This window comes from Amycolatopsis roodepoortensis, assembly GCF_024628825.1.
Taxonomy (GTDB): Bacteria; Actinomycetota; Actinomycetes; order Mycobacteriales; family Pseudonocardiaceae; genus Amycolatopsis; species Amycolatopsis roodepoortensis.
The window spans coordinates 6,772,188-6,794,929 of sequence record NZ_CP102415.1 but is presented as its reverse complement, the minus strand read 5'-3'; the positions used below and the strand labels follow the sequence as shown (position 1 = coordinate 6,794,929).

Sequence of the window (22,742 nt, the reverse complement as noted above, 5' to 3'; positions counted from 1 at the left end):
GGCTTCAGTACAACCCGGCCGAGTAAGCCGCAGGAGCGTAATACGCCTCCAGGTCGGCGAGGCTGTCCTCCGGCCGCTCGAAGGTCTTGGAGATGACCGCCCGCGACGGCAGCGCGTCCGGCGCCCAGCTCTCCGGCGACCAGAGCTTCGAGCGCATGAACGCCTTCTGGCAGTGGTGGAAGATCTCGTCGATGTCGACGACCAGCGCGAGCTTCGGCCGGTTGCCGTTCACGATCATGTCGTCGAAGAACGGCGCCTCCCGCACGAGCCGCGCGCGGCCGTTGATCCGCAGCGTGTCGCCGCGGCCGGGGATCAGGTAGATCAGCCCGACGTGCGGATTCGACAGCACGTTGCGGAACCCGTCGGCGCGCCGGTTGCCGGGACGCTCCGGGATGGCGATCCGCGTGTCGTCCAGTACCAGCGTGAACCCGGCCGGGTCGCCCTTCGGCGAGACGTCGCAGGTCCCGTCCGCCGCCGACGTCGCGATCAGCACGAACGGCGACTCCGCGAGCCACTGGCGGTCCATCTCGTGCAGCTTCGGGCGCGCCTTGTTCGCGGTCCGTTCGAGCGGCGGCGGCAGGATCTCGCGCAGCTCGGCCTCGGTGGTGACTTCGACGAACTCAGACAATGTTGTGCTCCCTCGTCACGGCCCGGTCGCCGGCGAACCGGCGGACGTCGAGCCCGCTGATGTCGATCTCCGAGACCCGCCCCAGGTAGAGGTCCCGCACGAGCTCAGCCACCGCCGGGCCCATCTGGAACCCGTGTCCCGAGAAGCCGGTGGCGTAGAAGAACCGCGACAGGTGGACGCTTTCCCCCACGATCTGGTTGCGGTCCGGGGTCATCTCGTACAGCCCGGCCCAGCCGCCGCGGATCCCCGCGTCGAGCACCGCGGGCACCCGGCGCGCGGCGATCTCGGCGAGTTTCGGCAGCCACTCGCCCGGCTGATAGCGGGTGTCGAAGCCGGGGTCGCCATCACCGTCGCAGAAGGACATCGCCAGGCCGGCGCCCTCGCGGTGGAAGTAGAAGGCGGACGGCATCTCGATGGTCAGCGGCACCGACCCCGGCAGGTCCGCGACCGGTCCGGTGAACACGACCTGGCGCCGGAACGGCCGCACCGGGAGGTCGACACCGGCGAGTTCGCCGATCCGGCCCGACCACGCGCCCGCCGCGCAGACCACGGCGTCCGTCCGCACGAAACCGGCCGAGGTCCGGACACCGGTGATCACGTCACCGTCGCGTTCGATCCCGACGACCTCGACGCCGGTCCTGAGCACCGCGCCGTGCGCGCGAGCGGCCCGCGCGTAGCCCTGGACCGCGGAGTCCGGAGTCGCCTTCGCGTCGTCCGGCGACCACAGCGCCGCGACGACGCCCTCGGTGTCGATCAGCGGGGAGAACCGCCGCGCTTCGGCGGGCTCGACGAGACGGCTGCGGACGCCGTAGGAGTTCTGCAGTTCGGCACAGCGTTCGAATTCGGGCAGGTCCGCGGGGTCGGTGACCAGGTACAGGTAGCCGTCGCGACGGAAATCGATCTCGGTCCCGTACGTCTCGGCGAAGGAGGCGTACTCGGCGAGCCCGCGCAGCCCGATCTCGATGTTGACCCGGGTGGTGAACGACGACCGGATCCCGCCCGCCGCCTTCGCCGTCGAGCCCGCGCCCAGGATGTCGCGTTCGAGCAGCAGGACCGGGACGCCGGCGGCGGCGAGCCGGTACGCGCAGGCGACCCCGATGATGCCGCCGCCGATCACGACGACGTCGGTGCGTTCAGGCAGTGGCTCCATCCGTGTCCCCGATCCGTTCGTCCTCGGGCGGCGGTCCCGGCGGCGTGCCGTCGCCGAACGGGCGCCCGCCCAGCTGCTCCCGGTGGTGCGGCGTCGTCCAGCCGGACAGGTCCGGTCCCAAAGGGACGATCCGCGTCGGGTTCACCTGCTCGTGCACCGCGTGGTAGTGCCGCTTGATGTGGTCGAAGTCGACGGTGTCACCGAAACCGGGCGTTTGGAAGAGGTCGCGAGCGTAGGCCCAGAGCACCGGCATCTCGGTCAGCTTGTTCCGGTTGCATTTGAAGTGCCCGTGATAGACGGCGTCGAAGCGGACGAGCGTGGTGAACAACCGGATGTCCGCTTCGGTGATCGTGTCACCGACGAGGTAGCGCTGCTTTTCGAGCCGTTCGGAAAGCACGTCCAGCATGGTGAAGAGGCGGGTGTAGGCGTCCTCGTACGCGGCCTGCTTGGTCGCGAATCCGGCTTGGTACACGGCGGCGTTGACGTCGGCGTAGACCCCCGCGTTGACGTCGTCGATCTCGCCGCGAAGTCGCTCTGGGTAAAGGTCGGGCGCGCCGGGCCGGTGAAGGCTGGTCCATTCGGTGGACAGATCGAGGGTGATCTGAGGATAGTCGTTACTCACCAGCCGTTTGCTCGGAATGTCCACAATGGCCGGAACGCTGATCCCGCCCATGTAGTGCGGATCCGCGGCGTGATAGGCCTCGGCCAGGTACTTGATGCCGAGCACCGGATCCCGGTCACCGGGATCGAGGGTGAACCGCCAGCTCTTCTCGTCCTGGATCGGGTCGGCGACGGCCACGCTCAGCGCGGACTCGAGGCCGAGCAACCGCCGGACGACCAGGCCACGGCTGGCCCAGGGACAGGCCCGGCTGACCACCAGCCGGTATCTCCCCGCCTCCACCGGCCAGCCGTCGCGGCCGTCGGCGGTGACACGCGCGTCGAAATGGTTGGCGGACCGACGGAACTCACCCGTCTGCGGATCGGTCGGGATCGTCATGTGAGCCACCCTAAAGCGTGAGAAGGTGGTTTCGGTGTGCGTAGACTCTGGCACCCGGCGTGTCCGCACGCCGCCGCGCGGAAGGTGGTCCGACGATGCCGTTCATGCCCGTGACCGACTCGATGTTCCTTCTCGTGGAGACGCGCGAACATCCGATGCACGTCGGCGGACTGCAACTGTTCAGGAAACCCGAGGGCGCCGGGGACGACTATCTGCGTGACGTCCGCAAGAGCCTGCTCGATTCCGACAACATGCGCTCGGTGTTCCGGCGCCGTCCCGCCCGGCCGGTCAACACCGCGGGCCACGTCGCGTGGGCGACCGACAACGATCTCGAACTCGACTACCACTTCCGGCATTCCGCGCTGCCCCAGCCCGGCCGGATCCGCGAGCTGCTGGAGCTCACCGGCCGCTGGCACAGCACCCTGCTCGACCGGCACCGCCCGCTGTGGGAGATCCACCTGGTCGAGGGCCTGCAGGACGGCCGGTTCGCGATCTACAGCAAGATCCACCACGCGCTGATGGACGGCGTCTCGGCGCTGCGTCATCTGCAGGGTACGTTGTCGGACGACCCGGCCGACCTCGACTGCCCGCCGCCGTGGGGGCGGCGCGCCAAACCCGACGGCGGCCGCAACGGCAAGGTGTCGCCCTCGGTGTTCCGCACCTTCGGCAAGACGGTCAACCAGCTCGCCGGTATCGCGCCCGCCGCGATGAAGGTGGCGCGTGAGGCGTTCCAGGAGCACACGCTCACGCTGCCGGCGCAGGCGCCGAAGACCATGCTGAACGTGCCGATCGGCGGGGCCCGGCGGTTCGCCGCGCAGTCCTGGTCGCTGGACCGGGTGCGCAAGGTGGCGACCGCCGCCGGGGTGTCGCGCAACGACGTCGTCCTCGCGATGTGCTCGGGCGCGCTGCGCGACTACCTGATGGAGCAGAACGCGCTCCCCGACGTGCCGCTGACCGCGATGGTCCCGGTTTCCTTGCGGCGCAAGGACAGTGGGGACGCGGCGGGGAACAACATCGGCGCGCTGCTGTGCAACCTCGCCACCCATCTGACCGATCCGGCCGCCCGGCTGGCGACGATCAACGCGTCCATGCGGAACGGGAAGAAGCTCTTCTCGGAGCTGACCCCGCTGCAGACGCTGCTGCTGTCGGGGATCAACGTCGCCCAGCTCGGCGTGTCCCCGATCCCCGGTTTCGTGAACAACACGAAACCGCCGTTCAACCTGGTGATCTCCAACGTCCCGGGGCCGCGCAAGCAGATGTACTGGAACGGCGCGGCGCTCGACGGCATCTACCCGGCGTCGGTGCTGCTGGACGGGCAGGCGCTGAACATCACGCTGACCAGTAACGGGGACAACCTGGACTTCGGCATCACCGGCTGCCGCCGGAGCGTGCCGCATCTGCAGCGCATCCTGACCCACCTGGACACCGCGCTCGCCGAACTCGAACACTCGGTGTCTATCGGGCGCAGCTGACGAGAACGTTCCGCGGGGCGCCTGGCCACATGTACATGGCGCCCCGCAAAACGTTTTCGTGGGCCTCCGGCCCGAAAGAGGCTGCGCCGGTGAAGTCTCCGCCGGGCGCGGGAGACCCTTGAGAGTTAGCTGCCGTCGGAGACGTAGAGGGCACCCGGGGTGATCGTGTACAGCTGGCCGTCCGGGCCGGCGGTCGCGTCACGCGTGCGGCCGAGGTTGGTCCAGAGCTTGCCGCCGTTGCCGTTCAGGTCGAGCTTGTACGTGCCGCCCTTGAGGGACGCCATGTACAGCGAGCCCTTGTAGGCCGCGAGTCCGCTCGGCGTCGCCGAGGACGTCGGCCAGGACTTGACCGGGTTGGTCATCCCGGCCGTGTTGCACGGGCCCTCGCAGGTCGGCCAGCCGTAGTTCTTGCCTGGCTCGATCTTGTTCAGCTCGTCGAGCTTGTTCGCGCCGATGTCGGAGATGTACAGCTGGCCGTTCGCCCAGGTCAGGCCCTGGACATTGCGGTGGCCGTAGGAGTAGACGCGGCTGTTGAACGGGTTGCCGGGCGCGGCCGCGCCGTCGGTGGTGACCCGCAGGACCTTGCCGCCGAGGGAGTTCTTGTTCTGCGCGTTGGCGCCGTTCTGGCCGTCGCCGGTCCCCGCGTAGAGGTAGCCGTCCGGGCCGAACCGGATCCGCCCGCCGTGGTGGTACTGCGAACCACGCGGGATGCCGGTGACGATCGGCGTCGGCGTCTGGCCCAGCTTCAGCTTGGCGATCCGGTTGTCGGAGCTGGTCGTGTAGTAGATGAAGACCGTCTGGTCGGTGGCGTAGTTCGGCGAGACGGCGATGCCGAGCAGGCCGGCCTCCGCGGTGACGCTCACCCCGGGGATGGTCTGGACCGTGGTGACCTTGCCCGCCTTGTCGATCTTGCTGATCGTCCTGGCGTCCTTCTGCGTGAAGACGCCGGTGCCGTCGGGCAGGAAGTCGATCGACCAGGCCTGGTTGAGGCCGCTCGCGAGCTGTCTGATCGCCTGTGTCGACGGCGGCGCTTCGGCGGCCGCCGGGACGGCCGCGATCGACACGGCCGTCGCCGCGGCGAACGTGGCGGCGAGAGTACGACGTAAGGACATGGGGACGCCTCCTTCAGCTACACCCCTGGAGCTCGGATGGCGGCGGTAGGCGGGTGGTCGGGGTGCACCCGTCGAGTTGGATAGAAACACACAACGGAACGAATCGGACACCACTGGACGGGCTATCGGATCCACCGGCCGTTAACCGTTGTGTGCGCCGAGCGTGACGGCCCGCCCCGCTCGCTCGGCCATAGGTAGGAAACTTTACAAAATACCGCCGGAAGTCGGTCCTTACGTCTGGTCAGAATCGGCGACGCGCTTCTAGGGTGACGGTGGCTCGGCCCTGTTCGATCCCATGTGGACGTTAGGAGCGGAAATGATCGAGGAATGGACCACCCCGGACTTCGTCGAATACGAAACCCCCATGGAGGTCACCGCTTACGCGGCCCGTATGGAGGACTGAATCCGCATCCGGTGGTGGGGGCCGTCCCCCACCACCGCCGCCGTCCCGATCAGCGAGCACCCGGAGGCTGCACGGTGTCCCTCATGTCGTCGTCGGAGTTCATCGCGGCGTTGCGCGGGCTTTCGGACCGCTATTGGGGCACCCACCCGTTCCACGTGCGGATGCACGAAGGCCACCTGTCGGCGCGCGAGCTGAAGATCTGGGCCGCGAACCGCTGGTACTACCAATGCGTTCTCCCGCAGAAGGACGCGGCGATCATCAGCAACTGCCCGTTGCCGGAGATCCGCCGGGAATGGCTCGACCGCATCGTCTACCACGACGGGACGAAGGCCGGTGACGGCGGAATCGAGCGATGGCTCCGGTTGTGCACCGCGGTCGGGCTCGACCGCGAAGAGGTTCTCGATCAGCGGCACGTCGCTCCCGGTGTGCGGTTCGCCGTCGACGCCTACGTGAATTTCGCGCGCACGAAACCTTGGCTCGAAGCGGTCGCCTCGGGGCTGACCGAAATGTTCGCCGGCCATCTCATGCAGCGGCGGGTCGCCGACATGCTGGCGAACTATTCGTGGATCGCGCCCGACGACCTCGCCTATTTCACCAATCGCATCGACAAGGTCTCCGGCGAGGGCAAGGGCACGCTCGACATCGTCGTGCGGCATGCCGTCACCCGCGAGCAGCAGGACAAGGCGATCGCCGCGCTGTCGTTCAAGACCGACGTGCTCTGGTCGATGCTCGACGCCATCGAGCGCGCGGCCAAGGAGTAGCCATGACCACCCTCGAACCGGGCTCGGTGCCGCGGCTGCGGCGCGGGGTCCGGCTGAGCTACGACCAGACCAGGGAAACGCACGTTCTTTTGTTCCCCGAAGGCGTGCTCGTCCCGAATCCGACCGCCGCGGCCGTGCTTTCCCTCTGCGACGGGGTCGAAGACGTCGCGGGAATCGCTTCGGCCCTGCGCGAGCGCTACACCGGGGTGCGCGAGGAAGAGATCCTGGACGTCCTGTCCCGGCTGGGAGAACGGCGGATCGTCGAATGGACCTGAACACCGCGGCGCCACTGGGCATGCTCGCCGAGCTGACCCACCGTTGCCCGCTGCATTGCCCGTATTGCTCGAATCCGGTCGAACTGATCACGCGCGACAGCGAACTGTCCACAGAGGAATGGCTTTCGGTGCTCACCCAGGCCCGGGAACTCGGCGTGCTACAGGTGCACATGTCCGGCGGCGAGCCGCTCGCCAGACCGGATCTGCCCATCCTGGTCGAACACGCCACGAAACTGGGATGCTACGTCAACCTGGTGACCTCCGGGCTCGGCCTGACCGAGTCCAGATTGGACGATCTCGCCGAACGCGGTATCGCGCATATCCAGCTGTCCGTCCAGGGCGCGACCGCCGACCGCGCGGACCGGCTGGCCGGGGCGCGGGCGCACGACCGTAAACTGATCGCCGCCGGACTGATCAAGAAGGCCGGGCTGCCGCTGTCGGTGAACGTTGTCCTGCACCGGCAGAATCACGATCAGCTCGCCGGGATCATCGACCTCGCCGAGGAAATGGGCGCGGACCGGCTCGAACTGGCCAACACGCAGTACTACGGCTGGGCCCTGCGCAACCGCGACGCCCTGATGCCGACCCGGCGTCAGCTCGACGAGGCCGAGCCGATCGTGCGCGCGGCCACCGAACGGCTGCGTGGCCGTATGGAGATCATCTACGTCGTCGCCGACTACTACGAGAAGTACCCGAAGCCGTGCATGTACGGCTGGGGCGCACGGCAATTGACCGTGGCGCCCGACGGGAACGTGCTGCCGTGCCCCGCGTCGACGGCGATCGAGACACTGGAATTCGACAACGTGCGCGACAAGCCGCTGGCGTGGATCTGGTACGAATCCGGCTCCTTCAACGCCTTCCGCGGCGAGGACTGGATGCCGGACACCTGTGGCACTTGCGATCGGCGCGGGATCGACTTCGGCGGCTGCCGGTGCCAGGCGTTCCAGCTCACCGGTGACGCCTCGGCGACGGATCCGGTGTGCTCGCGTTCCCCGCAACGCGGCGTGGTCGACCTCATCCTCGCCACGCAGGCGAAGACGGACGAACTCGTGATGCGGACGCCACGATGAGGGTGATCCTGCTCGGTACCGCGGCCGGCGGCGGCTTCCCGCAGTGGAACTGTGCCTGCGCGTTGTGCGTTTCGGGCGCGCCACCGCGCACGCAGGACTGTGTGGCGGTGAGCGCGGACGGCGAGGGCTGGTACCTGCTCAACGTGTCGCCGGACATCCGTGCGCAGATCCTCGCCACGCCGCCTTTGCGTGCCGGGCCGGGGCCTCGGGAAATCCCGCTGCGCGGGGTGTTGCTGACCGACGCCGAACTCGACCATTCACTCGGGCTGCTTCTCCTGCGGGAAGCGGGCGGCCTTCCCGTGTGGGCACCGGACGCCGTGCTGGGCGCCCTCTCCGAGCAGTTCCCCGCGCGGTCGATCATCGACGGTTACGGCGGCTGGGACTGGCTGCCGTCGTCGGAAGTCTCTATCGACGGTCTCCGGGTGAGTGTGCTTCCCGTGAGTGACAAGCGGCCGAAGTACGCACGTTCGTCCACTGAGGACGGCCCTTGGGTGGTGGCGTACCGGATCGAAGACGTCGAGACCGGCGGCGTCTTCGTATACGCGCCCTGCCTGAAGAGCTGGCCGGACGGATTCGACGACTTCACCCGCGACGCCGGACTGGTACTGCTGGACGGGACCTTCTACGCACCGGAAGAAATGTCGGGCGCCACCGCGGCCGAGGCAGGCGCTCAATTGGCGATGGGCCATCTGCCGATCACCGGCAGCCTCGCGAAGCTCCGGCCTGGCCCTCGATGGGTGTACACACATCTGAACAACACGAACCCGGTGGTCGATCCGGCGTCGCCCGAGCACGCCGCCGTGCTGGACGGCGGCGCCTCGCTTCCCTTGGACGGTACCGAATTCAAGCTCTAGGCGACACCTTCGGGGCTCGCGCCCGACACGGGAACGGCGTCGGCCGTGAGCCGGTCGATCTCCGCGAGATCGTCCGCGGTCAGGTCGATGCCGGCGGCGGCGAGGCTGGCCTCGATGTTGGTCGCCTTGCGCGCGCCCACGATCGCGACGTGCACACCCGGCTGGGCGAGCGTCCACGCGATCGCGAGCTGACTGACGGAGATTCCTTTGTCCGCCGCGAATTCCTCGAGCCGGTCGACGACGGCGAGATTGCGCCGGAAGGTCTCGCCGGTGAACGCCGACGACCGTGACCGCCAGTCGGTCTTCTCGAACGTCGTCTCCGGCGTGAAGGATCCGGTCAACAGTCCGCTGCCGAGTGGGCTGTACACGAGCACGCCGATGTCGTTCTCACGCGCGTACGGGAGAGGATCGGTTTCGATGTCGCGGCGGAAAAGGTGATACGGCGGCTGCAGGGTTTCCACGGGCCGGGTCTTGTCGAAGGCGGCGAGCGCCGCGGCGTCGTAGTTCGAGACACCGACGTGCCTGATCTTCCCGGCGTCGACGAACTCCTGCAGGATCCCCGCCGTCTCTTCGGCCGGAGTGCCCGGGTCCGGCCAGTGGATCTGGTAGAGGTCGATGTGGTCGACGTCGAGGAAGCGGAGGCTGTCCTCGATGCCCTGCGTCAGCCACTCGCGCCGCGAGTCGCGCGGCCGTTCGGAACGAGGCTTGATACCGCCCTTCGTGGCGATGACGAGGTTGTCTCGGTCGCGCTTGAGTTCCTCGCGCAGCGCCTTCCCCAGCATCGCTTCGGACTTCCCGAAACCATAGGCCTGTGCGGTGTCGAAGAAGTTCACCCCGAGTTCGCGGGCGTGGTGGATCGCCGCGATGGCCGCGTCCTCGTCGAACGAACCCCAGTCCCCGCCGAGCTGCCAAGTGCCGAAAGCGATCCTCGACACCTCGAGACCGCTCCTGCCCAATGTCGTCGTACGCATGTCTCCAGCAGAGCACAGACATCCGATCACCGCACCGGATCTCCCGGCCAATGACACCCCCAAATAACTGTTTGATGGTTCGCGTCCCGGCAGTCGATACTCGTCCCATGCCCGAGTCCCCCGGCCTTGACGAGCTGCGCGTCCTCGCCCATCCCGTCCGGCTGCGCATTCTGTCCCTTTTGACCGGTGTCGCGATGAGCGCGGCCGAAGCCGCGCGCGAACTCGGTGAGACACAAGCGAATGTCAGCTATCACCTGCGGCGGTTGCACGAGGCCGGCCTGCTGGACGTCGCCGAGGAGGTCCGGATCCGGGGCGGCCTGGCGAAACGCTACCGGCACGATCCGGAGTCCGGATCGCGGTTCACGTCGGCGAATCCGCGGGAGGAACAGCTCCTCATCGCGACTATGGCCGAAGAACTCAAGCGGCGCAGCGAATTCCGCGTTCCCGGCAAACCGGGGTCGACGAGCGACGCGGAGATGTGGGTCGACCGCGAGACCTGGGGGAAGGCGCTCGAACACGCCCGCGAGCTGAGCGACCTTCTGCACTCCGCCGCGAAGCCGCCCCGCACCCGGGGCACGATCCCGGTCAGCGCGACGGTCGCGCTGTTCGAAATGAGGCGACGATGACGTCTCTGCGCGAACCACTGCGCCATCACAACTTCCGCTGGCTGATCGGCGGCCGCACGTTCGGGGAGTTCGGCAACGCTGTCGCCCCGCTCGCGCTCGCGTTCGCGGTGATCGACCTGACCGGTTCGGCCGTCGACATCGGCATCGTCGTCGGCGCGCGGTCCGTGGCGAGCGTGGTCCTGCTGCTGTTCGGCGGGGTACTGGCGGACCGGCTGCCGCGGTCGGTGATCCTCCAGGGCACCGAACTCGCCGCCACGCTGACCCAGGCGGTCATCGCGGCGAGCGTCCTTTGTGGATTCGCGTCGATCCCGCTGCTGGTCGGCCTGAGCGTGGTCAACGGCGCGGTGGCCGCGATCTCCGCACCGGCGTCGGCGTCACTCACCCCGCTGACGGTGCCCGCCACCCTGCTCGCACAGGCCAACGCGCTGGCCAGGCTGTTGTCGAACTCCGGCCGGATCGCCGGCGCCGGGCTCGGCGGCATCCTGGTCACCGCGGTCGGCCCCGGCTGGGCACTCGGCGGGAACGCGCTGCTGTTCCTGGGCTCCGCCCTGTCCTACCGGTGCATCCGCCTCAGCCGCCGGGAACGGATCCCCGGCAGCCGCCCGCTCGCGGAACTCGTTGAAGGCTGGCACGAGTTCCGGTCGCGCACCTGGGTCTGGGTCGTGGTCGTGCAGTTCATGGTGGTGAACGCCGTCATCGCCGGCGGGATCGCGGTGCTCGGCCCCGTCGTCGCCGACAGCACTTTCGGGCGCTCCGGCTGGGGATTCGCCCTCGCCGCGCAGACGATCGGCTCGCTCGTCGGCGGCATCCTCGTGGCCCGATGGCAGCCGCGGCGCGCGCTGTTCGTCGGCGTCGCGGTGATCCTCTTCGAGGCGCCGCCGCTGATCCTCCTCGGCCAGGCCCCCTTGCTGCCGCTGCTGCTGGCGGCCATGTTCGTCTCCGGTCTGGCGATCGAGCAGTTCGTGGTCGCGTGGGACGTCTCGCTGCAGGAGAACGTGCCCGAGGACAAACTCGCGCGCGTCTACTCCTACGACATGCTCGGTTCCTTCATCGCCCTCCCCCTCGGGCAGATGGCGGCCGGGCCCGCCGCGCAGCACTTCGGGGTCAGCACCACTTTGCTCGCGTGCGCCGCGCTGGTCGTGGCCGCCACCGGTCTCGCGCTGTGCAGCGCCCAGGTGCGCGGCCTGGTCCGGAAGTCCCACGCCGCGCAGCCCTGACCCGGCGCCCCGCGAAGTGGTAGCAAAGGTCCCTTGCTTCCTTTCCGCAGGTCACGGCCAGGGACGGACCTCCTCGAGGAGCTTCGCGACCGCGAGGACCAGGTCGTCGGAGTGCCGCGGTCCGACGATCTGCAGGCCGACCGGGAGGCCCCGCGAGGTGCGGCCCGCCGGCACGCTGATGGCGGGCTGCTGGGTCATGTTGAACGGGTAGGTGAACGGCGTCCAGTCCGGCCAGCCGCTCAGCCCGCTGCCCGGCGGCACCTCGTGCCCGGCCTCGAAGGCGGTGATCGGGAGGGTCGGCGTGATCAGCACGTCGTAGCGCGTGTGGAACTCGCCCATCAGGATGCCTAGCGCGGCCCGCTCGGCATTGGCGCCGAGGTAGTCGCTCGCCGAGAAGGTCTTGCCGAGTTCCCACACCTTCCGCAGCCCGGGATCGACCTTCGTCTCCGAACCGGCGGGGAAGGTGTCCAGCCACTTGGCCGCCCCCGTCGACCACAGGATGTCGAAGGCCGCTTTCGGGTCGGTGAAACCGGGATCGGTCTCTTCGATGTGCAGGCCCGCGTCGCCCAGCGACCGGACCGCCGACTTGACGATCTCCGCGACCTCCGGGTCGACGTCGACGTAGCCGAGCGTCGGCGAGTAGGCGGCGATCAGCCCGCGCACGTCCCGCCGGACGGCCTCGCGATAGGTCGAGACCGGCGGGGCGAGCGCGGCCGGGTCACGGTGGTCCGGCAGGGCGAGGACGTCGAGGAGCAGCGCGGTGTCATCGACCGAACGCGCCATCGGGCCGGCGTGCGAGAGCGGGCCGAACGGACTCGCCGGGAACAGCGGGATCCGGCCGTGTGTCGGTTTGAGCCCGACGATTCCGCAGAACGACGCCGGGATCCGGATCGAGCCGCCGCCATCGGTGCCGACGGAGAGTTCACCCATCCCCGCCGCGACGGCCGCGGCGCTGCCCCCGCTCGAACCGCCCGCCGTCGTCGACGGGTCGATCGGGTTGCGGGTGATCCCGGTCAGCGTGTTGTCGGTGACGCCCTTCCACGCCAGCTCCGGTGTCGTGGTCTTTCCCAGCAGCACCAAGCCGTTCTCACGCAGCCGCGCGGTGACCGGGCTGTCGACGTCCCACGGCTGGTCGGGGTCGATGCATCGCGAACCGCGCAACGTCGGCCAGCCCTGGGTCAGGAACATGTCCTTGATCGAGGCCGGAACGCCGTCGAGCCAGCCGATCGGGTTGCCGTCCCGCCAGCGGATCTCGGACGCTTTCGCCTGTTCGAGCGCGCCGTCGGCGTCGACAAGGCAAAAGGCGTTGGTCTCGCCGTCGCGTTCTTCGATGGCGCGCAAGGCGTTCTGGGTGGCCTCGACCGGCGACAGCTCTCCGGTGGCATACGCGGCGACGAGCTCGCTCGCGGTCAACTTGGTGTCGTTCATCCGGCCCCTAACCTTGGCGAAGCGTCTCCGACGGCACGTACCCGAGCTGCTTGTCCACGACGTTGCGCAGCGGCTCCCCCGCGCGCCAGCGACGGAAGTTGTCCGCGAACACCTCTACCAGAGTATTACGCCAGCCGACGAAGTCGCCCGACATATGCGGCGAGATCAGCACGTTCTCCATAGTCCACAAAGGACTGTCGGCGGGCAGCGGCTCGGTGTCGAAGACGTCGAGCGCCGCGCCGCCGAGCGGCCCGTCCCGCAGTGCGCCGATCAGGTCCGAGGTAACGACCAGTTCACCTCGGCCGACGTTGACGAACCGCGCGCCGGGTTTCATCGCGGCGAAGGTCTCGGCGTCGAACATGCCCTTCGTCTGCTCGGTCAACGGCGCGACCGCGACGACGTAGTCCGCCCCGGGAAGATGACGTGCGAGGTCCGAAGACGCGTACACATCGCCGAAGTCGGGATCGTCCTCACGAGGACGCCGTCCGACGCCCGCCACCGACATCCCGGCCGCCCGCAGCAGCCGCGCGATCGACCGGCCGATCGGACCCGTGCCGACCACGAGAACCCGGCGGCCGGAGATCCGCTCGCTCTCGCGGTGCTTCCACTGCTTTCGCCGCTGCAGATCCCACGAACGAACGAAGTCCTTGGCGAACGCGAGGACGACTCCGAGGACGTACTCGGCGATCGCCCCGTCGAAGACCCCTCGGGAGTTGGTGAGCACGACATCGCTCTCCTGCAGCCCCGGGAAGAGGACGGGGTCGACGCCCGCACTGGCGATGTGCAGCCAGCGCAGCTTGTCGGCCGCGTGCCAGGCGCCCGGGACGGCGGTCGAAAGGAAGTCGTAGACGAAGAACGCGTCGGCTCCGGATAACGCGTCAGCCAACCCGGCCTCACCGGTGTAACGAACCACCGCTCGGTCTTCGATAGCGCGCATGTCCGGTGGGCGCGTGTCTCCGCAGAGCACCGCCAGCACAGGGGTCTCCGAGGCGATCACGTTGACACCGTAAAAGTGGCTCGTATGATTGTCAACAATCCGAGGAACGACCCCCGGAGCACCGGACTGTGACAGCAGAAGTTTCCGGAGGCTGAGACTTGGATTTCGACTTACTGGAGTTCGAAGGCCCGTTGGCGCAGCGCGGTATCGGCGTGATCGCCCCCTTCGACCTGGCCCTGGAACGCGAGCTGTGGCGCTGGGTGCCCATGGAGGTCTCCCTCCACCTGGCGCGGACACCGTACGAGCCCGTGCCCGTCAGCATGGAGATGGCCCAGCTCGTCAGCGACAGCAGGCATCTCGCCGCCGCCACGCGGGACGTGCTCCATGTGGAGCCCGAAGTCGTCGCTTATCTGTGCACCTCCGGCAGTTTCGTCAACGGTGTGGACTACGAACGCTCGCTGACCAAGGCGATCTGCGACGCGGGCGCGACGGACGCCGTCACCACGTCCGGAGCGCTGGCGGAGGTCCTGCATCAGCTCGACCTCCACCGGGTCTCGGTGCTCACCCCCTACGACGGCGACCTGACCGGGAAGCTGCACGACTTCCTGGCCGAGCTCGGCGTCGACACCGTCTCGAGCGACCATCTCGGCCTGGGTGGCGGCATCTGGAAGGTCAGCTACCGGACCATCGCCGAACGCATCCTCGCGGCCGACCACGCCGACGCCGAAGCCATCTTCGTCAGCTGCACCAACCTCCCCACCTACGATCTGATCGAGCCACTCGAAAGCGCGCTCGGCAAACCGGTCCTCACCGCGAATCAGCTCACCATGTGGGCCTGCCTCCGGCGGATGAACCTGCCGATCGTCGGGCCCGGCAAGTGGCTCCGGGAGGTCGACTGACCTCTTCGCCTACGATTGTCGACAATCTGCCCTTCGGAGGTTCCGTGCCCATCACGCCGTTCGCCCCACCCGAGCCGCCGTCCGAGACGACCACCATCGGGTTCATCTACCCCGATCACGCGGCCGAAGACGACTACCCGCTCGCGGAACAGCTCCTCGGCGGGGACATGGCCGGGATCAAGCTGCCGGTCGAGCACATCTACGGAACCGATCTGCACGCCGTTCCCGAGCTCTTGGACCTCGGCAGCGAAAGCCGGCTCGCCGACGGCGCCGCGCTCCTGGCCAAACACGAACCCGACGCGGTGGTGTGGGCGTGCACCAGCGGCAGCTTCGTCTACGGCTGGGAAGGCGCCCACGACCAGGCCGACCGGCTCTCCGCCGTCGCAGGTGTCCCGGCGTCGAGCACCTCCTTCGCCTTCGTCAACGCCGCGCGGGCACTCGGCGTCCGGCGGGTCGCGGTCGCCGCCAGCTACCCGGACGACGTCGCCCGGCTGTTCGTCGAGTTCCTCGGCGCGGGCGGGGTCGAAGTGGTCTCGATGGGCAGCGCGGACATCGACACCGCGGCCGAGGTCGGCGAACTCAGCCCGGAAGCGGTCGTCGAGCTCGCGGTGAGCCGGGACCACCCGGACGCCGACGCGCTGCTCGTCCCCGACACCGCCATGCGGACGCTCGGCGAGATCAACACGCTCGAAACCAGGCTCGGCAAGCCCGTGCTGACCGCCAACCAGGTCACCGTCTGGGAAGGGTTGCGGCTCACCGGGAAGTCGCCGCTCGTCCGCACACTGGGCGCGCTGTTCGGGAGAAGGGGCGACTGAACCATGTCCTTGCCGGATATCGAGCCGGTCAGCCGGGAGTCGACCGCCGGGATCATCGCGCGCCAGTTGCGGGACGCGATCATGACCGGCGCTCTTCCTCCCGGCACCCAGCTCGGTGAAACGGATCTGGCCTCCCGGTTCCAGGTTTCGCGGGGGCCGCTGCGCGAGGCGATGCAGCACCTCGTCTCCGAAGGCCTCCTGCGCAGCGAACGCCACCGCGGCCTGTTCGTGATCGACCTCGAACCCGGCGACGTCTACGACATCTACTCGGCGCGCTCGGCCATCGAGCGTGCCGCGATGCTGCGCGCGCTGCGCGGGGACAGGGAGCGGGTCGCCGCCGAACTCGAAGAGGCCGTGCGTGCCATGGCCACCGCCGCGGACGACGACGACCCGACCGCGCTCTCCTGGGCGGACCTCCGTTTCCACGAGGCGCTGATCGCCGCCTCCGGCAGCAAGCGGCTCGTGCGCATGGCCAGGACCCTGCTGATCGAGACCCGTATGTGCCTCACCGCGCTGCAGGGCACCTATCAGCGGGTCGAAGAACGGGTCACCGAGCACACCAGGATCATCGAAGCCCTGCGCGCCGGCGACGAGGAGACCGCGCTGTCGCTGCTGGAAGCCCATATGGAGGACGCCGTCCAGCGGCTGGCCCCGGGAACCAGCCTGCGGGAAGGCGAAGCGCCCGCGGTGCCTTGAGCCTTCAGCCACGGCCTCGCACCCCCAGCACCGGCTGACCACCCGTCCCGCCGCGGAAATCCCTGTCCCACGGCCAATTGCCGTGCTCGTCCTCGTAGACCAGTTGCAGCGCACGGAATTCTTCGCCGTACAGGAGAACCGCGGTGAGCAGGTGGGCCGACGGCGAACTGAGCGAAACGACCTCGAACGACGGCCATCCCACCGCGGCGGGCAGCACCTCACCCGCCTCCGGCGGCCCCGACCGGACCACCTGCTGGGCGAAATAATTCAGCAGCTGGCCGGATCTTCGCTCCCGCAGGCCGGTGACGACCAGTTCCGGCAGCCCGGCGTCGGTGAGCCCGACCGTGTACGCGAAGCCCGGTTGGACCGTGCCGCGCTCGACCGTCTGCACCATCCAGCCGTACTTCCGGATCAGCGGCCGCACCTCCTCGACGAGGTAGTCGGCGCGGGTCTTCCCGGGGTTGTCGCAATGCCAGCACATCAGCGCTCCTCAAGTCGTCGAATCCGATGACCGGCACTGTGCACCGGGGCACCGACAAAAACTCGCGACCCGGGGTGACGCGCAGTCGGCGAACGGGCTTTCGTGCTCGATTTCGCGCCGAGATTCCCCTTTCAGGGCAACATTTTCACCTTGGTTGAGAAATTTCGAAGGTCAAGACGCAGGTTGCGCGATGGATCCACGGGATCGACACCCAAACGCCACTGCCTAACGTCGCAAGGTGAATCTGGCACTTCCTGGACCTGTCCAGTGTCGCGAAAGCCACTTTCAGGACACCTGATGTCCCGAAAGTGGCTTTCGCGACACGGCCGTCGAGCCTTGCCGCTCCAGTCAGCGAATGGCGGCTCCGCCCGAACTTGAGTACGCGAAGGCCCCTTCCCTGCGCTTAACGCAAAGAAGGGGCCTTCCTGTACTCAACAGCCATGAATGGACCGTTCATGACTTCCGGGACTTGACACGCCACTATGCGGATGGTTCAAGATAGAGCGGCGACCACCGCGGACCCGAGTTCGGCGGTGGTGGACTTCCCGCCGAGGTCGGGGGTTTGCACGGCCCCCTCCTCGAGAACCTTTTCCACCGCCGCACGTACGGCTTGTGCCGCAACGGTTTCCCCGAGATGGTCGAGCAGCATCGCCCCCGCCAGGATCTGCGCCACCGGATTCGCGATGCCCTGTCCGGCGATGTCGGGAGCGCTGCCGTGCACCGCCTCGAACATGGAAGGAAGCTCACCGGTCGGATTGATGTTGCCCGAAGGTGCCATTCCGAGCCCGCCCGTCACGGCCGCCGCCAGGTCGCTCAGGATGTCGCCGAACAGATTGGAAGCCACCACGACGTCGAGCCGGTCCGGCGCCTGCACCATCCGCGCGGCGAGCGCGTCGACATGGCACTGCTCGGCGTGCACGTCCGGGTACTCCGCGGAGATTTCCGCGAAGATCTCGTCCCAGAACGGCATCGAGTGGATGAGCCCGTTGGATTTGGTCGCCGAACAGACCCGCCCCGTGCGCGTCTTCGCCAGTTCGAAGGCGTAGCGGATGATCCGCTCGACCCCGACCCTCGTGAACACGGATTCCTGTAAGACGAACTCGTTCCCCAGCCCACGATTGTGCCTGCCGCCGAGCTCCGAGTACTCGCCCTCGGAGTTCTCGCGGACGATCACCATCTCCAGTTCGTCGGCGCCGCGGCCGGCCAGCGCCGACGTCGTCCCCGGCAGTAGCCGGACCGGCCGGAGGTTGACGTACTGGCTGAACGCACGCCGGACCGGAATGAGGAGACCCCACAACGACACATGGTCAGGGACACCCGGAAAGCCGACGGCGCCGAGAAAGATCCCGTCGAACGCGGAAAGCCGCTCGATCCCGTCGGCGGGCATCATCGCCCCGGTTTTGGTGTACCGCTCACAGCTCCAGTCGAACTCCGTCCAGGACAAGGAGAAACCATGCGATGCCGCCGCGCGGTCGAGGACCTTGCGGGCCTCGACCGTCACGTCCACGCCGATCCCGTCGCCGGGAATGCTCGCGATCCGATAGGAGGTCCCTGCTCGAGAAATCACAGGGCCACCGCGATGTACTTGGTCTCCAGGAACTCGTCGATGCCGACGCTGCCGCCCTCACGGCCGAGCCCGGACTGCTTGATCCCGCCGAACGGTGCCGCCGGGTTCGAAACCAGTCCCTGGTTGAGGCCGATCATGCCGGCTTCCAGCCGTTCCGAGACCCGCAGTGCCCGTGTGAGATCGGAGGTGTACACATAGGACACAAGCCCGAACTCGGTGTCGTTCGCCGCCGCGATGGCCTCGTCCTCGCTGTCGAACGGAGTGATCGGGGCGACCGGCCCGAAGATCTCTTCCGAAGCGAGCCTGGCGTCCTTGGGCACGTCGGTGAGGACCGTGGCCTGGTAGAAGTTGCCTGGACCGTCCACTGTGGATCCACCGGTGAGGACACGCGCCCCTCGCTCGGTGGCGTCGGCGACCAGGCCGCTGACCTTCTCGACGGCGGCTTCGTCGATGAGGGGGCCGACGACGACACCCTCCTCGGTGCCGCGCCCCATCGGCAAGGCCTCCATACGCTCGGTGAGGCGCCGGGAGAACTCGTCGACGATGCCTCGCTGGACATAGAAGCGGTTCGCGGCTGTGCAGGCCTCGCCGATGTTGCGCATCTTCGCGGTCATCGCGCCCTCGATCGCCGCGTCGAGGTCGGCGTCTTCGAAGACGAGGAAGGGGGCGTTGCCGCCGAGCTCCATCGAGGTCCGGAGCACCTTGTCCGCGCACTGTTCCAGCAGCTTCCGCCCGACGCCGGTCGAGCCGGTGAAGGACAGCTTCCGCGCGCGGCCGTCGCGGATCAACGGCTCCATCACGCCGCCGGAGTCCGACGTCGTGAGCACGTTCAGCACACCTTCCGGCAGCCCCGCTTCGGCGAGGATAGCCGCGAGGGCCAACATCGAAAGGGGGGTTTGAGCGGCGGGTTTGATCACCATCGTGCAGCCTGCCGCGACCGCGGGCCCGATCTTGCGGGTGCCCATCGCCATGGGGAAGTTCCACGGCGTGATCAGCAGACACGGACCGACGGGCTGCTTCGTCACGAGGAACCGGCCCGACCCGTTGGGAGCCACGGCGTAACCACCGTCGATCCGGACGGCCTCCTCCGCGAACCAGCGGAAGAATTCGGCCGCGTAGGTGATCTCGCCCTTCGATTCCGCGAGCGGCTTGCCCATCTCGAGGGTCATCAGCAGCGCGAGTTCATCGGCGCGCTTGATCAGCAGCTCGTAGGCGCGGCGCAGGATCTCGCCGCGTTCGCGCGGGGCGACGTTCGCCCAGTCGGCCTGTGCGGCGACGGCCGCGTCGAGTGCGCTGACACCGTCCGCCGGTGACGCGTCGGCCACCTCGCACAGGGCTTCACCTGTCGAGGGGTCGAGAACGGGGAAGGTCTTCCCGTCCGTGGCGGGTACCCACTTGCCGCCGATGAACAGTTCCTTGCCGACCGACGTGACCACGCCGGCCTCACTGATCGAGCTCATCCCAACGCTCCTCCATGTTGTCCCGAACGCCATGCTATGGATATTGTCAACAATCGACAACAGCTCAGCCGACCTAGGAGCGCAGCCCATGGCCCAGCTATCACCGCTGCTCAAGCAGGCAACGCCGGTCGTGGTCGACCACGGTGAAGGGGTTTACCTCTACGGCACCGATGGCAAACGTCACCTGGATTTCACCGCCGGTATCGGCGTGACCAGCACCGGTCACTGTCACCCGCACGTGGTGAGCGCGGCCCGGGAGCAGATCGGCAAACTCGTCCACGGGCAGTACACGACGGTCATGCACAAGCCGATGCTGGAGCTGACCGAGAAGCTGGGCGGCGTTCTCCCGGAAGGCCTCGATTCCCTCTTCTACGCGAACTCGGGCAGCGAGGCGGTCGAGGCGGCGCTCCGGTTGTCGCGGCAGGCCACGAAGCGGCCCAACGTCATCGTCTTCCAGGGCGGGTTCCACGGCCGGACCGTCGCGGCGGCGACGATGACGACGTCGGGCACGCGGTTCAGCGCTGGGATCTCGCCGCTCATGTCCGGCGTGCACGTCGCGCCCTTCCCCTACGCGTTCCACTACGGCTGGGACGAGGAGACGGCGACGAAGTTCGCGCTGCGCGAGCTCGACTACCTCTTCGCGACGGTCTGCGCGCCCAACGAGACGGCAGCGTTCTTCATCGAGCCGGTGCTCGGCGAGGGCGGGTACGTCCCGGCGAACACCGAGTTCCTGGCCGGACTGCGGGAACGCGCCGACAAGCACGGCATCCTGCTGGTGATGGACGAGATCCAGACCGGCTTCGGCCGGACGGGCCGGTTCTGGGGACACGAGCACTTCGGCGTGCGCCCGGACATCGTGCTCATCGCGAAGGGGCTCGCGAGCGGGTTCCCGATCTCGGGTATCGCCGCGTCGGAGGAGCTGATGGCGAAGGCTCTCCCCGGTTCCCAGGGCGGGACCTACGGCGGCAACGCGGTGGCCTGTGCGGCGGCGATCGCCACGCTCGAGGTGATCCAGCAGGAGGGCCTGGTCGAGAACGCCGCCGAACGAGGACGCCAGCTCCTGGAGGGCGTGCGGGTGATCGCGGACAAATCACCGTCGATCGGCGACGTCCGCGGGCTGGGGCTGCTGATCGGTTCCGAGTTCACCACCCCGGACGGCGAACCGGACACCGCGAAGGCCCAGGCGGCCCAGAAAGCCGCGTCCTCCAACGGATTGCTGCTGCTGACCTGCGGGGCGTACATGAACGTCGTCCGGATGGTGCCACCGCTGATCGTCGACTCCGCGCAGGTCGACGAGGCGCTGCGCATCTGGGGCGACGTGGTGGCGGGGGTCGAGTGATGGCCCGCTACATCACGATCACGCTCGACAAGCGCGGGGTGTCCTGCCGGGCCCGGCTGCTCGACGCCGAAGCCCCGCGGACCTGCCGCGCTGTCTGGGACGCGTTGCCGCAGAGCGGTTCGGCCTACCACGCGAAGTACGCGCGCAACGAGGTCTACACGCTCGTGCCGCCCTTCGCCGAACCGAAGCCGGGCCGCGAAAACCCCACGGTGACCCCGATTCCGGGGGATGTCGTGTACTTCGGGTTCGAGGCATGGGAGATCGGCAACCCGGCGTACGGCTACGACGAAGGCAGTGAGGCGCACAGCGACCAGGGCGCGACGGACCTCGCGATCTTCTACGGCCGCAACAACCTGCTGATCAACGGCGACGCGGGCTGGGTGCCCGGCAACGTGTTCGCGACGATCGAAGAGGGACTGGCGGAAATGGCCGAAGCCGCCCAGGACCTCTGGCTGCGAGGTGTCGAGGGCGAGACGCTTTCGTTCGCACGCGCGTGAAAACCCGTGGGCGGTGCGGGTTTCCACCCTCACCGCCCACGGGCCGGCACCCCACCCCACCCTGGCTTACTGTCGCGCTTCGGCGAGCCGGTATTCGACGCCGCCGACCTCTTCACCGCGCTGGTCGACCTGGGTCACGTGGACGGTGTACTGCCCGCCAGCCGCTTCGACGCCGGCGGTGAAGCTCAGCTTGGCGCCCACCTGTTCGCCCGATTTGAAGGTCAGGCCGCTGATCCGGGCTCGCTGCGGGTTCACGATGGCCAACTCGGTCTCACCGACCCGTTCGACGCCCTCCCCCTTCGCGCCGGACGCCCGCCAGCGCGCGGCCAGGTCGGGGCCGAGGTCGATGGTGATCCGTCCCGGACCGGTGAACGGCCTGCCCGGCTGGGTGAAGACGATGTCGCCGACCGCCGTGGGGTCCGGACCGTCCCAGCCGAACACGATCGGCCGGAACTCCGGGATCTTGATCTTGAACGGTAGCGCGTTCACGTTGTGCCAGGCGATGTTGTTGTTGTTCCGGGCGTTCGCCGACGTGCTCAGGCCTTCGGTCGGCAGGTCGGTCGGCGAAAGCCACCGCGCCAGCAGGCAGAAGTGCGAACCGAGCGGCACCTTCCACGGGATGACGACCCGCTTGGTCCCGTAGGGCACGCTCACGTTGGTGGCCGAACCGATGTAGGTCCACTGGCTCGACCACTGGGCCACGGTGCCTTGTTTGGTGTAGTAGACCTGCAACGTGCCCTTCTCGAGCGCGTCGCCGTACGGGCCGGGATTGTTCAGGGTGACGTGGATGTAGGCGGTGGTCCCCTGCACGACCGGGTCGTCGCTGGCGCACAGTGTCCCTGGCGTGAAGCACACCCGGATGTCCGGACTGGAGTAGAGCGAACCGGCCGACGGTTCGAACCCGACGTCGGACGTGTTGTCCCGGATGAAGACGTCGGCCCGGGCTTCCGGCGCGGCCTGTACCGCGGGTGCGATACCAGCGAACAGCGTCGCGGCGGCCAAGACGGCCGACGCGAGCAGCGTCCGGCGGCGCCGCGGATTCCTGCTGATCATGTTCCCCTCCTTGCGCGAAACATTCGACCCGTTG

General features: G+C 68.2%; 24 protein-coding genes. 13 read left to right on the top strand and 11 right to left on the bottom strand.

The features are described from left to right. Positions 1-4: 4 nt before the first annotated feature. From NQK81_RS32535 to NQK81_RS32525, 3 genes are read right to left on the bottom strand one after another with little or no spacing between them, the layout of a single operon-like run. A complete protein-coding gene (locus NQK81_RS32535; RefSeq protein WP_257484516.1) occupies positions 5-628 on the bottom strand; it encodes an MSMEG_1061 family FMN-dependent PPOX-type flavoprotein in 624 nt (207 codons plus the stop codon). Next, on the bottom strand, positions 621-1,778 hold the full coding sequence (locus tag NQK81_RS32530) for an NAD(P)/FAD-dependent oxidoreductase (RefSeq protein ID WP_257484515.1): 1,158 nt from the start codon (positions 1,776-1,778) through the stop codon (positions 621-623). The genes NQK81_RS32535 and NQK81_RS32530 overlap by 8 nt, the downstream gene beginning before the upstream one ends. Then, positions 1,762-2,775 (bottom strand): glutathione S-transferase family protein, encoded by a 1,014-nt coding sequence (locus tag NQK81_RS32525; protein ID WP_257484514.1) that lies wholly within the window; start codon positions 2,773-2,775, stop codon positions 1,762-1,764. Before NQK81_RS32525 ends, NQK81_RS32530 begins: the two co-directional genes overlap by 17 nt. Positions 2,776-2,870: 95 nt before the next feature. Between NQK81_RS32525 and NQK81_RS32520 the strand changes: the two genes are divergently transcribed. Beyond that, positions 2,871-4,247: a WS/DGAT/MGAT family O-acyltransferase gene (locus NQK81_RS32520; RefSeq protein WP_257484513.1), complete on the top strand. Its 1,377-nt coding sequence runs from the start codon at positions 2,871-2,873 to the stop codon at positions 4,245-4,247. Between the two features lie 125 nt (positions 4,248-4,372). Here NQK81_RS32520 and NQK81_RS32515 read toward each other — a convergent pair whose 3' ends face one another. Beyond that, a complete protein-coding gene (locus NQK81_RS32515; protein WP_257484512.1) occupies positions 4,373-5,359 on the bottom strand; it encodes a PQQ-dependent sugar dehydrogenase in 987 nt (328 codons plus the stop codon). Between the two features lie 295 nt (positions 5,360-5,654). Between NQK81_RS32515 and pqqA the strand changes: the two genes are divergently transcribed. The 5 genes from pqqA (at position 5,655) to pqqB (ending at position 8,722) form a co-directional block, all read left to right on the top strand. Continuing rightward, the gene (gene pqqA / locus NQK81_RS32510) at positions 5,655-5,762 is read left to right on the top strand and encodes a pyrroloquinoline quinone precursor peptide PqqA (RefSeq protein ID WP_126735666.1); all 108 of its coding nucleotides are present in this window, start codon (positions 5,655-5,657) and stop codon (positions 5,760-5,762) included. An 83-nt stretch (positions 5,763-5,845) separates the two neighbouring features. Beyond that, positions 5,846-6,523: a pyrroloquinoline-quinone synthase PqqC gene (gene pqqC / locus NQK81_RS32505; protein ID WP_126735667.1), complete on the top strand. Its 678-nt coding sequence runs from the start codon at positions 5,846-5,848 to the stop codon at positions 6,521-6,523. A 2-nt stretch (positions 6,524-6,525) separates the two neighbouring features. Continuing rightward, positions 6,526-6,798 (top strand): pyrroloquinoline quinone biosynthesis peptide chaperone PqqD, encoded by a 273-nt coding sequence (gene pqqD / locus NQK81_RS32500; protein ID WP_126735668.1) that lies wholly within the window; start codon positions 6,526-6,528, stop codon positions 6,796-6,798. Continuing rightward, on the top strand, positions 6,789-7,868 hold the full coding sequence (gene pqqE / locus NQK81_RS32495; RefSeq protein ID WP_257484511.1) for a pyrroloquinoline quinone biosynthesis protein PqqE: 1,080 nt from the start codon (positions 6,789-6,791) through the stop codon (positions 7,866-7,868). Before pqqD ends, pqqE begins: the two co-directional genes overlap by 10 nt. Next, on the top strand, positions 7,865-8,722 hold the full coding sequence (gene pqqB, locus NQK81_RS32490; RefSeq protein WP_257484510.1) for a pyrroloquinoline quinone biosynthesis protein PqqB: 858 nt from the start codon (positions 7,865-7,867) through the stop codon (positions 8,720-8,722). The genes pqqE and pqqB overlap by 4 nt, the downstream gene beginning before the upstream one ends. Here the strand turns inward: pqqB and NQK81_RS32485 are convergent. Further along, positions 8,719-9,693, bottom strand: a complete 975-nt coding sequence (locus tag NQK81_RS32485) for an aldo/keto reductase (RefSeq protein ID WP_257484509.1) — start codon at positions 9,691-9,693, stop codon at positions 8,719-8,721. The genes pqqB and NQK81_RS32485 overlap by 4 nt on opposite strands. Before the next feature lie 107 nt (positions 9,694-9,800). Between NQK81_RS32485 and NQK81_RS32480 the strand changes: the two genes are divergently transcribed. Beyond that, entirely contained in the window at positions 9,801-10,319 is a 519-nt protein-coding gene (locus NQK81_RS32480) for an ArsR/SmtB family transcription factor (RefSeq protein ID WP_257484508.1), read from the top strand. After that, the gene (locus NQK81_RS32475) at positions 10,316-11,536 is read left to right on the top strand and encodes an MFS transporter (protein ID WP_257484507.1); all 1,221 of its coding nucleotides are present in this window, start codon (positions 10,316-10,318) and stop codon (positions 11,534-11,536) included. Before NQK81_RS32480 ends, NQK81_RS32475 begins: the two co-directional genes overlap by 4 nt. A 51-nt stretch (positions 11,537-11,587) precedes the next feature. On the opposite strand, the gene NQK81_RS32470 is transcribed toward NQK81_RS32475, so the two are convergent. Next, positions 11,588-12,964, bottom strand: a complete 1,377-nt coding sequence (locus NQK81_RS32470) for an amidase (RefSeq protein ID WP_126735673.1) — start codon at positions 12,962-12,964, stop codon at positions 11,588-11,590. A 7-nt stretch (positions 12,965-12,971) separates the two neighbouring features. Further along, positions 12,972-13,961, bottom strand: a complete 990-nt coding sequence (locus NQK81_RS32465; protein ID WP_257484506.1) for a D-2-hydroxyacid dehydrogenase — start codon at positions 13,959-13,961, stop codon at positions 12,972-12,974. 98 nt (positions 13,962-14,059) lie between these two features. Between NQK81_RS32465 and NQK81_RS32460 the strand changes: the two genes are divergently transcribed. From NQK81_RS32460 to NQK81_RS32450, 3 genes are read left to right on the top strand one after another with little or no spacing between them, the layout of a single operon-like run. Next, the gene (locus NQK81_RS32460; RefSeq protein ID WP_126735675.1) at positions 14,060-14,800 is read left to right on the top strand and encodes a maleate cis-trans isomerase family protein; all 741 of its coding nucleotides are present in this window, start codon (positions 14,060-14,062) and stop codon (positions 14,798-14,800) included. Between the two features lie 44 nt (positions 14,801-14,844). Then, complete coding sequence (locus NQK81_RS32455; protein ID WP_257484505.1) at positions 14,845-15,615, top strand: maleate cis-trans isomerase family protein; 771 nt, start codon at positions 14,845-14,847, stop codon at positions 15,613-15,615. 3 nt (positions 15,616-15,618) lie between these two features. Beyond that, entirely contained in the window at positions 15,619-16,311 is a 693-nt protein-coding gene (locus NQK81_RS32450) for a GntR family transcriptional regulator (protein WP_192743318.1), read from the top strand. Between the two features lie 4 nt (positions 16,312-16,315). Here the strand turns inward: NQK81_RS32450 and NQK81_RS32445 are convergent, their stop codons facing one another. The 3 genes from NQK81_RS32445 to NQK81_RS32435 form a co-directional block, all read right to left on the bottom strand. Further along, positions 16,316-16,792 carry a DUF4262 domain-containing protein gene (locus NQK81_RS32445; RefSeq protein ID WP_126735678.1) on the bottom strand — a complete coding sequence of 159 codons (477 nt, stop codon included), beginning with the start codon at positions 16,790-16,792 and terminating at the stop codon, positions 16,316-16,318. Between the two features lie 493 nt (positions 16,793-17,285). After that, positions 17,286-18,359, bottom strand: coding sequence for a tartrate dehydrogenase (locus NQK81_RS32440; protein WP_257484504.1), 1,074 nt, complete (start codon positions 18,357-18,359; stop codon positions 17,286-17,288). Then, positions 18,356-19,819: an NAD-dependent succinate-semialdehyde dehydrogenase gene (locus tag NQK81_RS32435; protein WP_257484503.1), complete on the bottom strand. Its 1,464-nt coding sequence runs from the start codon at positions 19,817-19,819 to the stop codon at positions 18,356-18,358. Before NQK81_RS32435 ends, NQK81_RS32440 begins: the two co-directional genes overlap by 4 nt. Before the next feature lie 88 nt (positions 19,820-19,907). Between NQK81_RS32435 and NQK81_RS32430 the strand changes: the two genes are divergently transcribed. After that, on the top strand, positions 19,908-21,158 hold the full coding sequence (locus NQK81_RS32430; RefSeq protein WP_257484502.1) for an aspartate aminotransferase family protein: 1,251 nt from the start codon (positions 19,908-19,910) through the stop codon (positions 21,156-21,158). Continuing rightward, entirely contained in the window at positions 21,158-21,655 is a 498-nt protein-coding gene (locus tag NQK81_RS32425; RefSeq protein ID WP_007033814.1) for a DUF3830 family protein, read from the top strand. Before NQK81_RS32430 ends, NQK81_RS32425 begins: the two co-directional genes overlap by 1 nt. A 66-nt stretch (positions 21,656-21,721) precedes the next feature. On the opposite strand, the gene NQK81_RS32420 is transcribed toward NQK81_RS32425, so the two are convergent. Beyond that, positions 21,722-22,708 (bottom strand): hypothetical protein, encoded by a 987-nt coding sequence (locus tag NQK81_RS32420; protein WP_257484501.1) that lies wholly within the window; start codon positions 22,706-22,708, stop codon positions 21,722-21,724. Positions 22,709-22,742 lie beyond the last annotated feature (34 nt).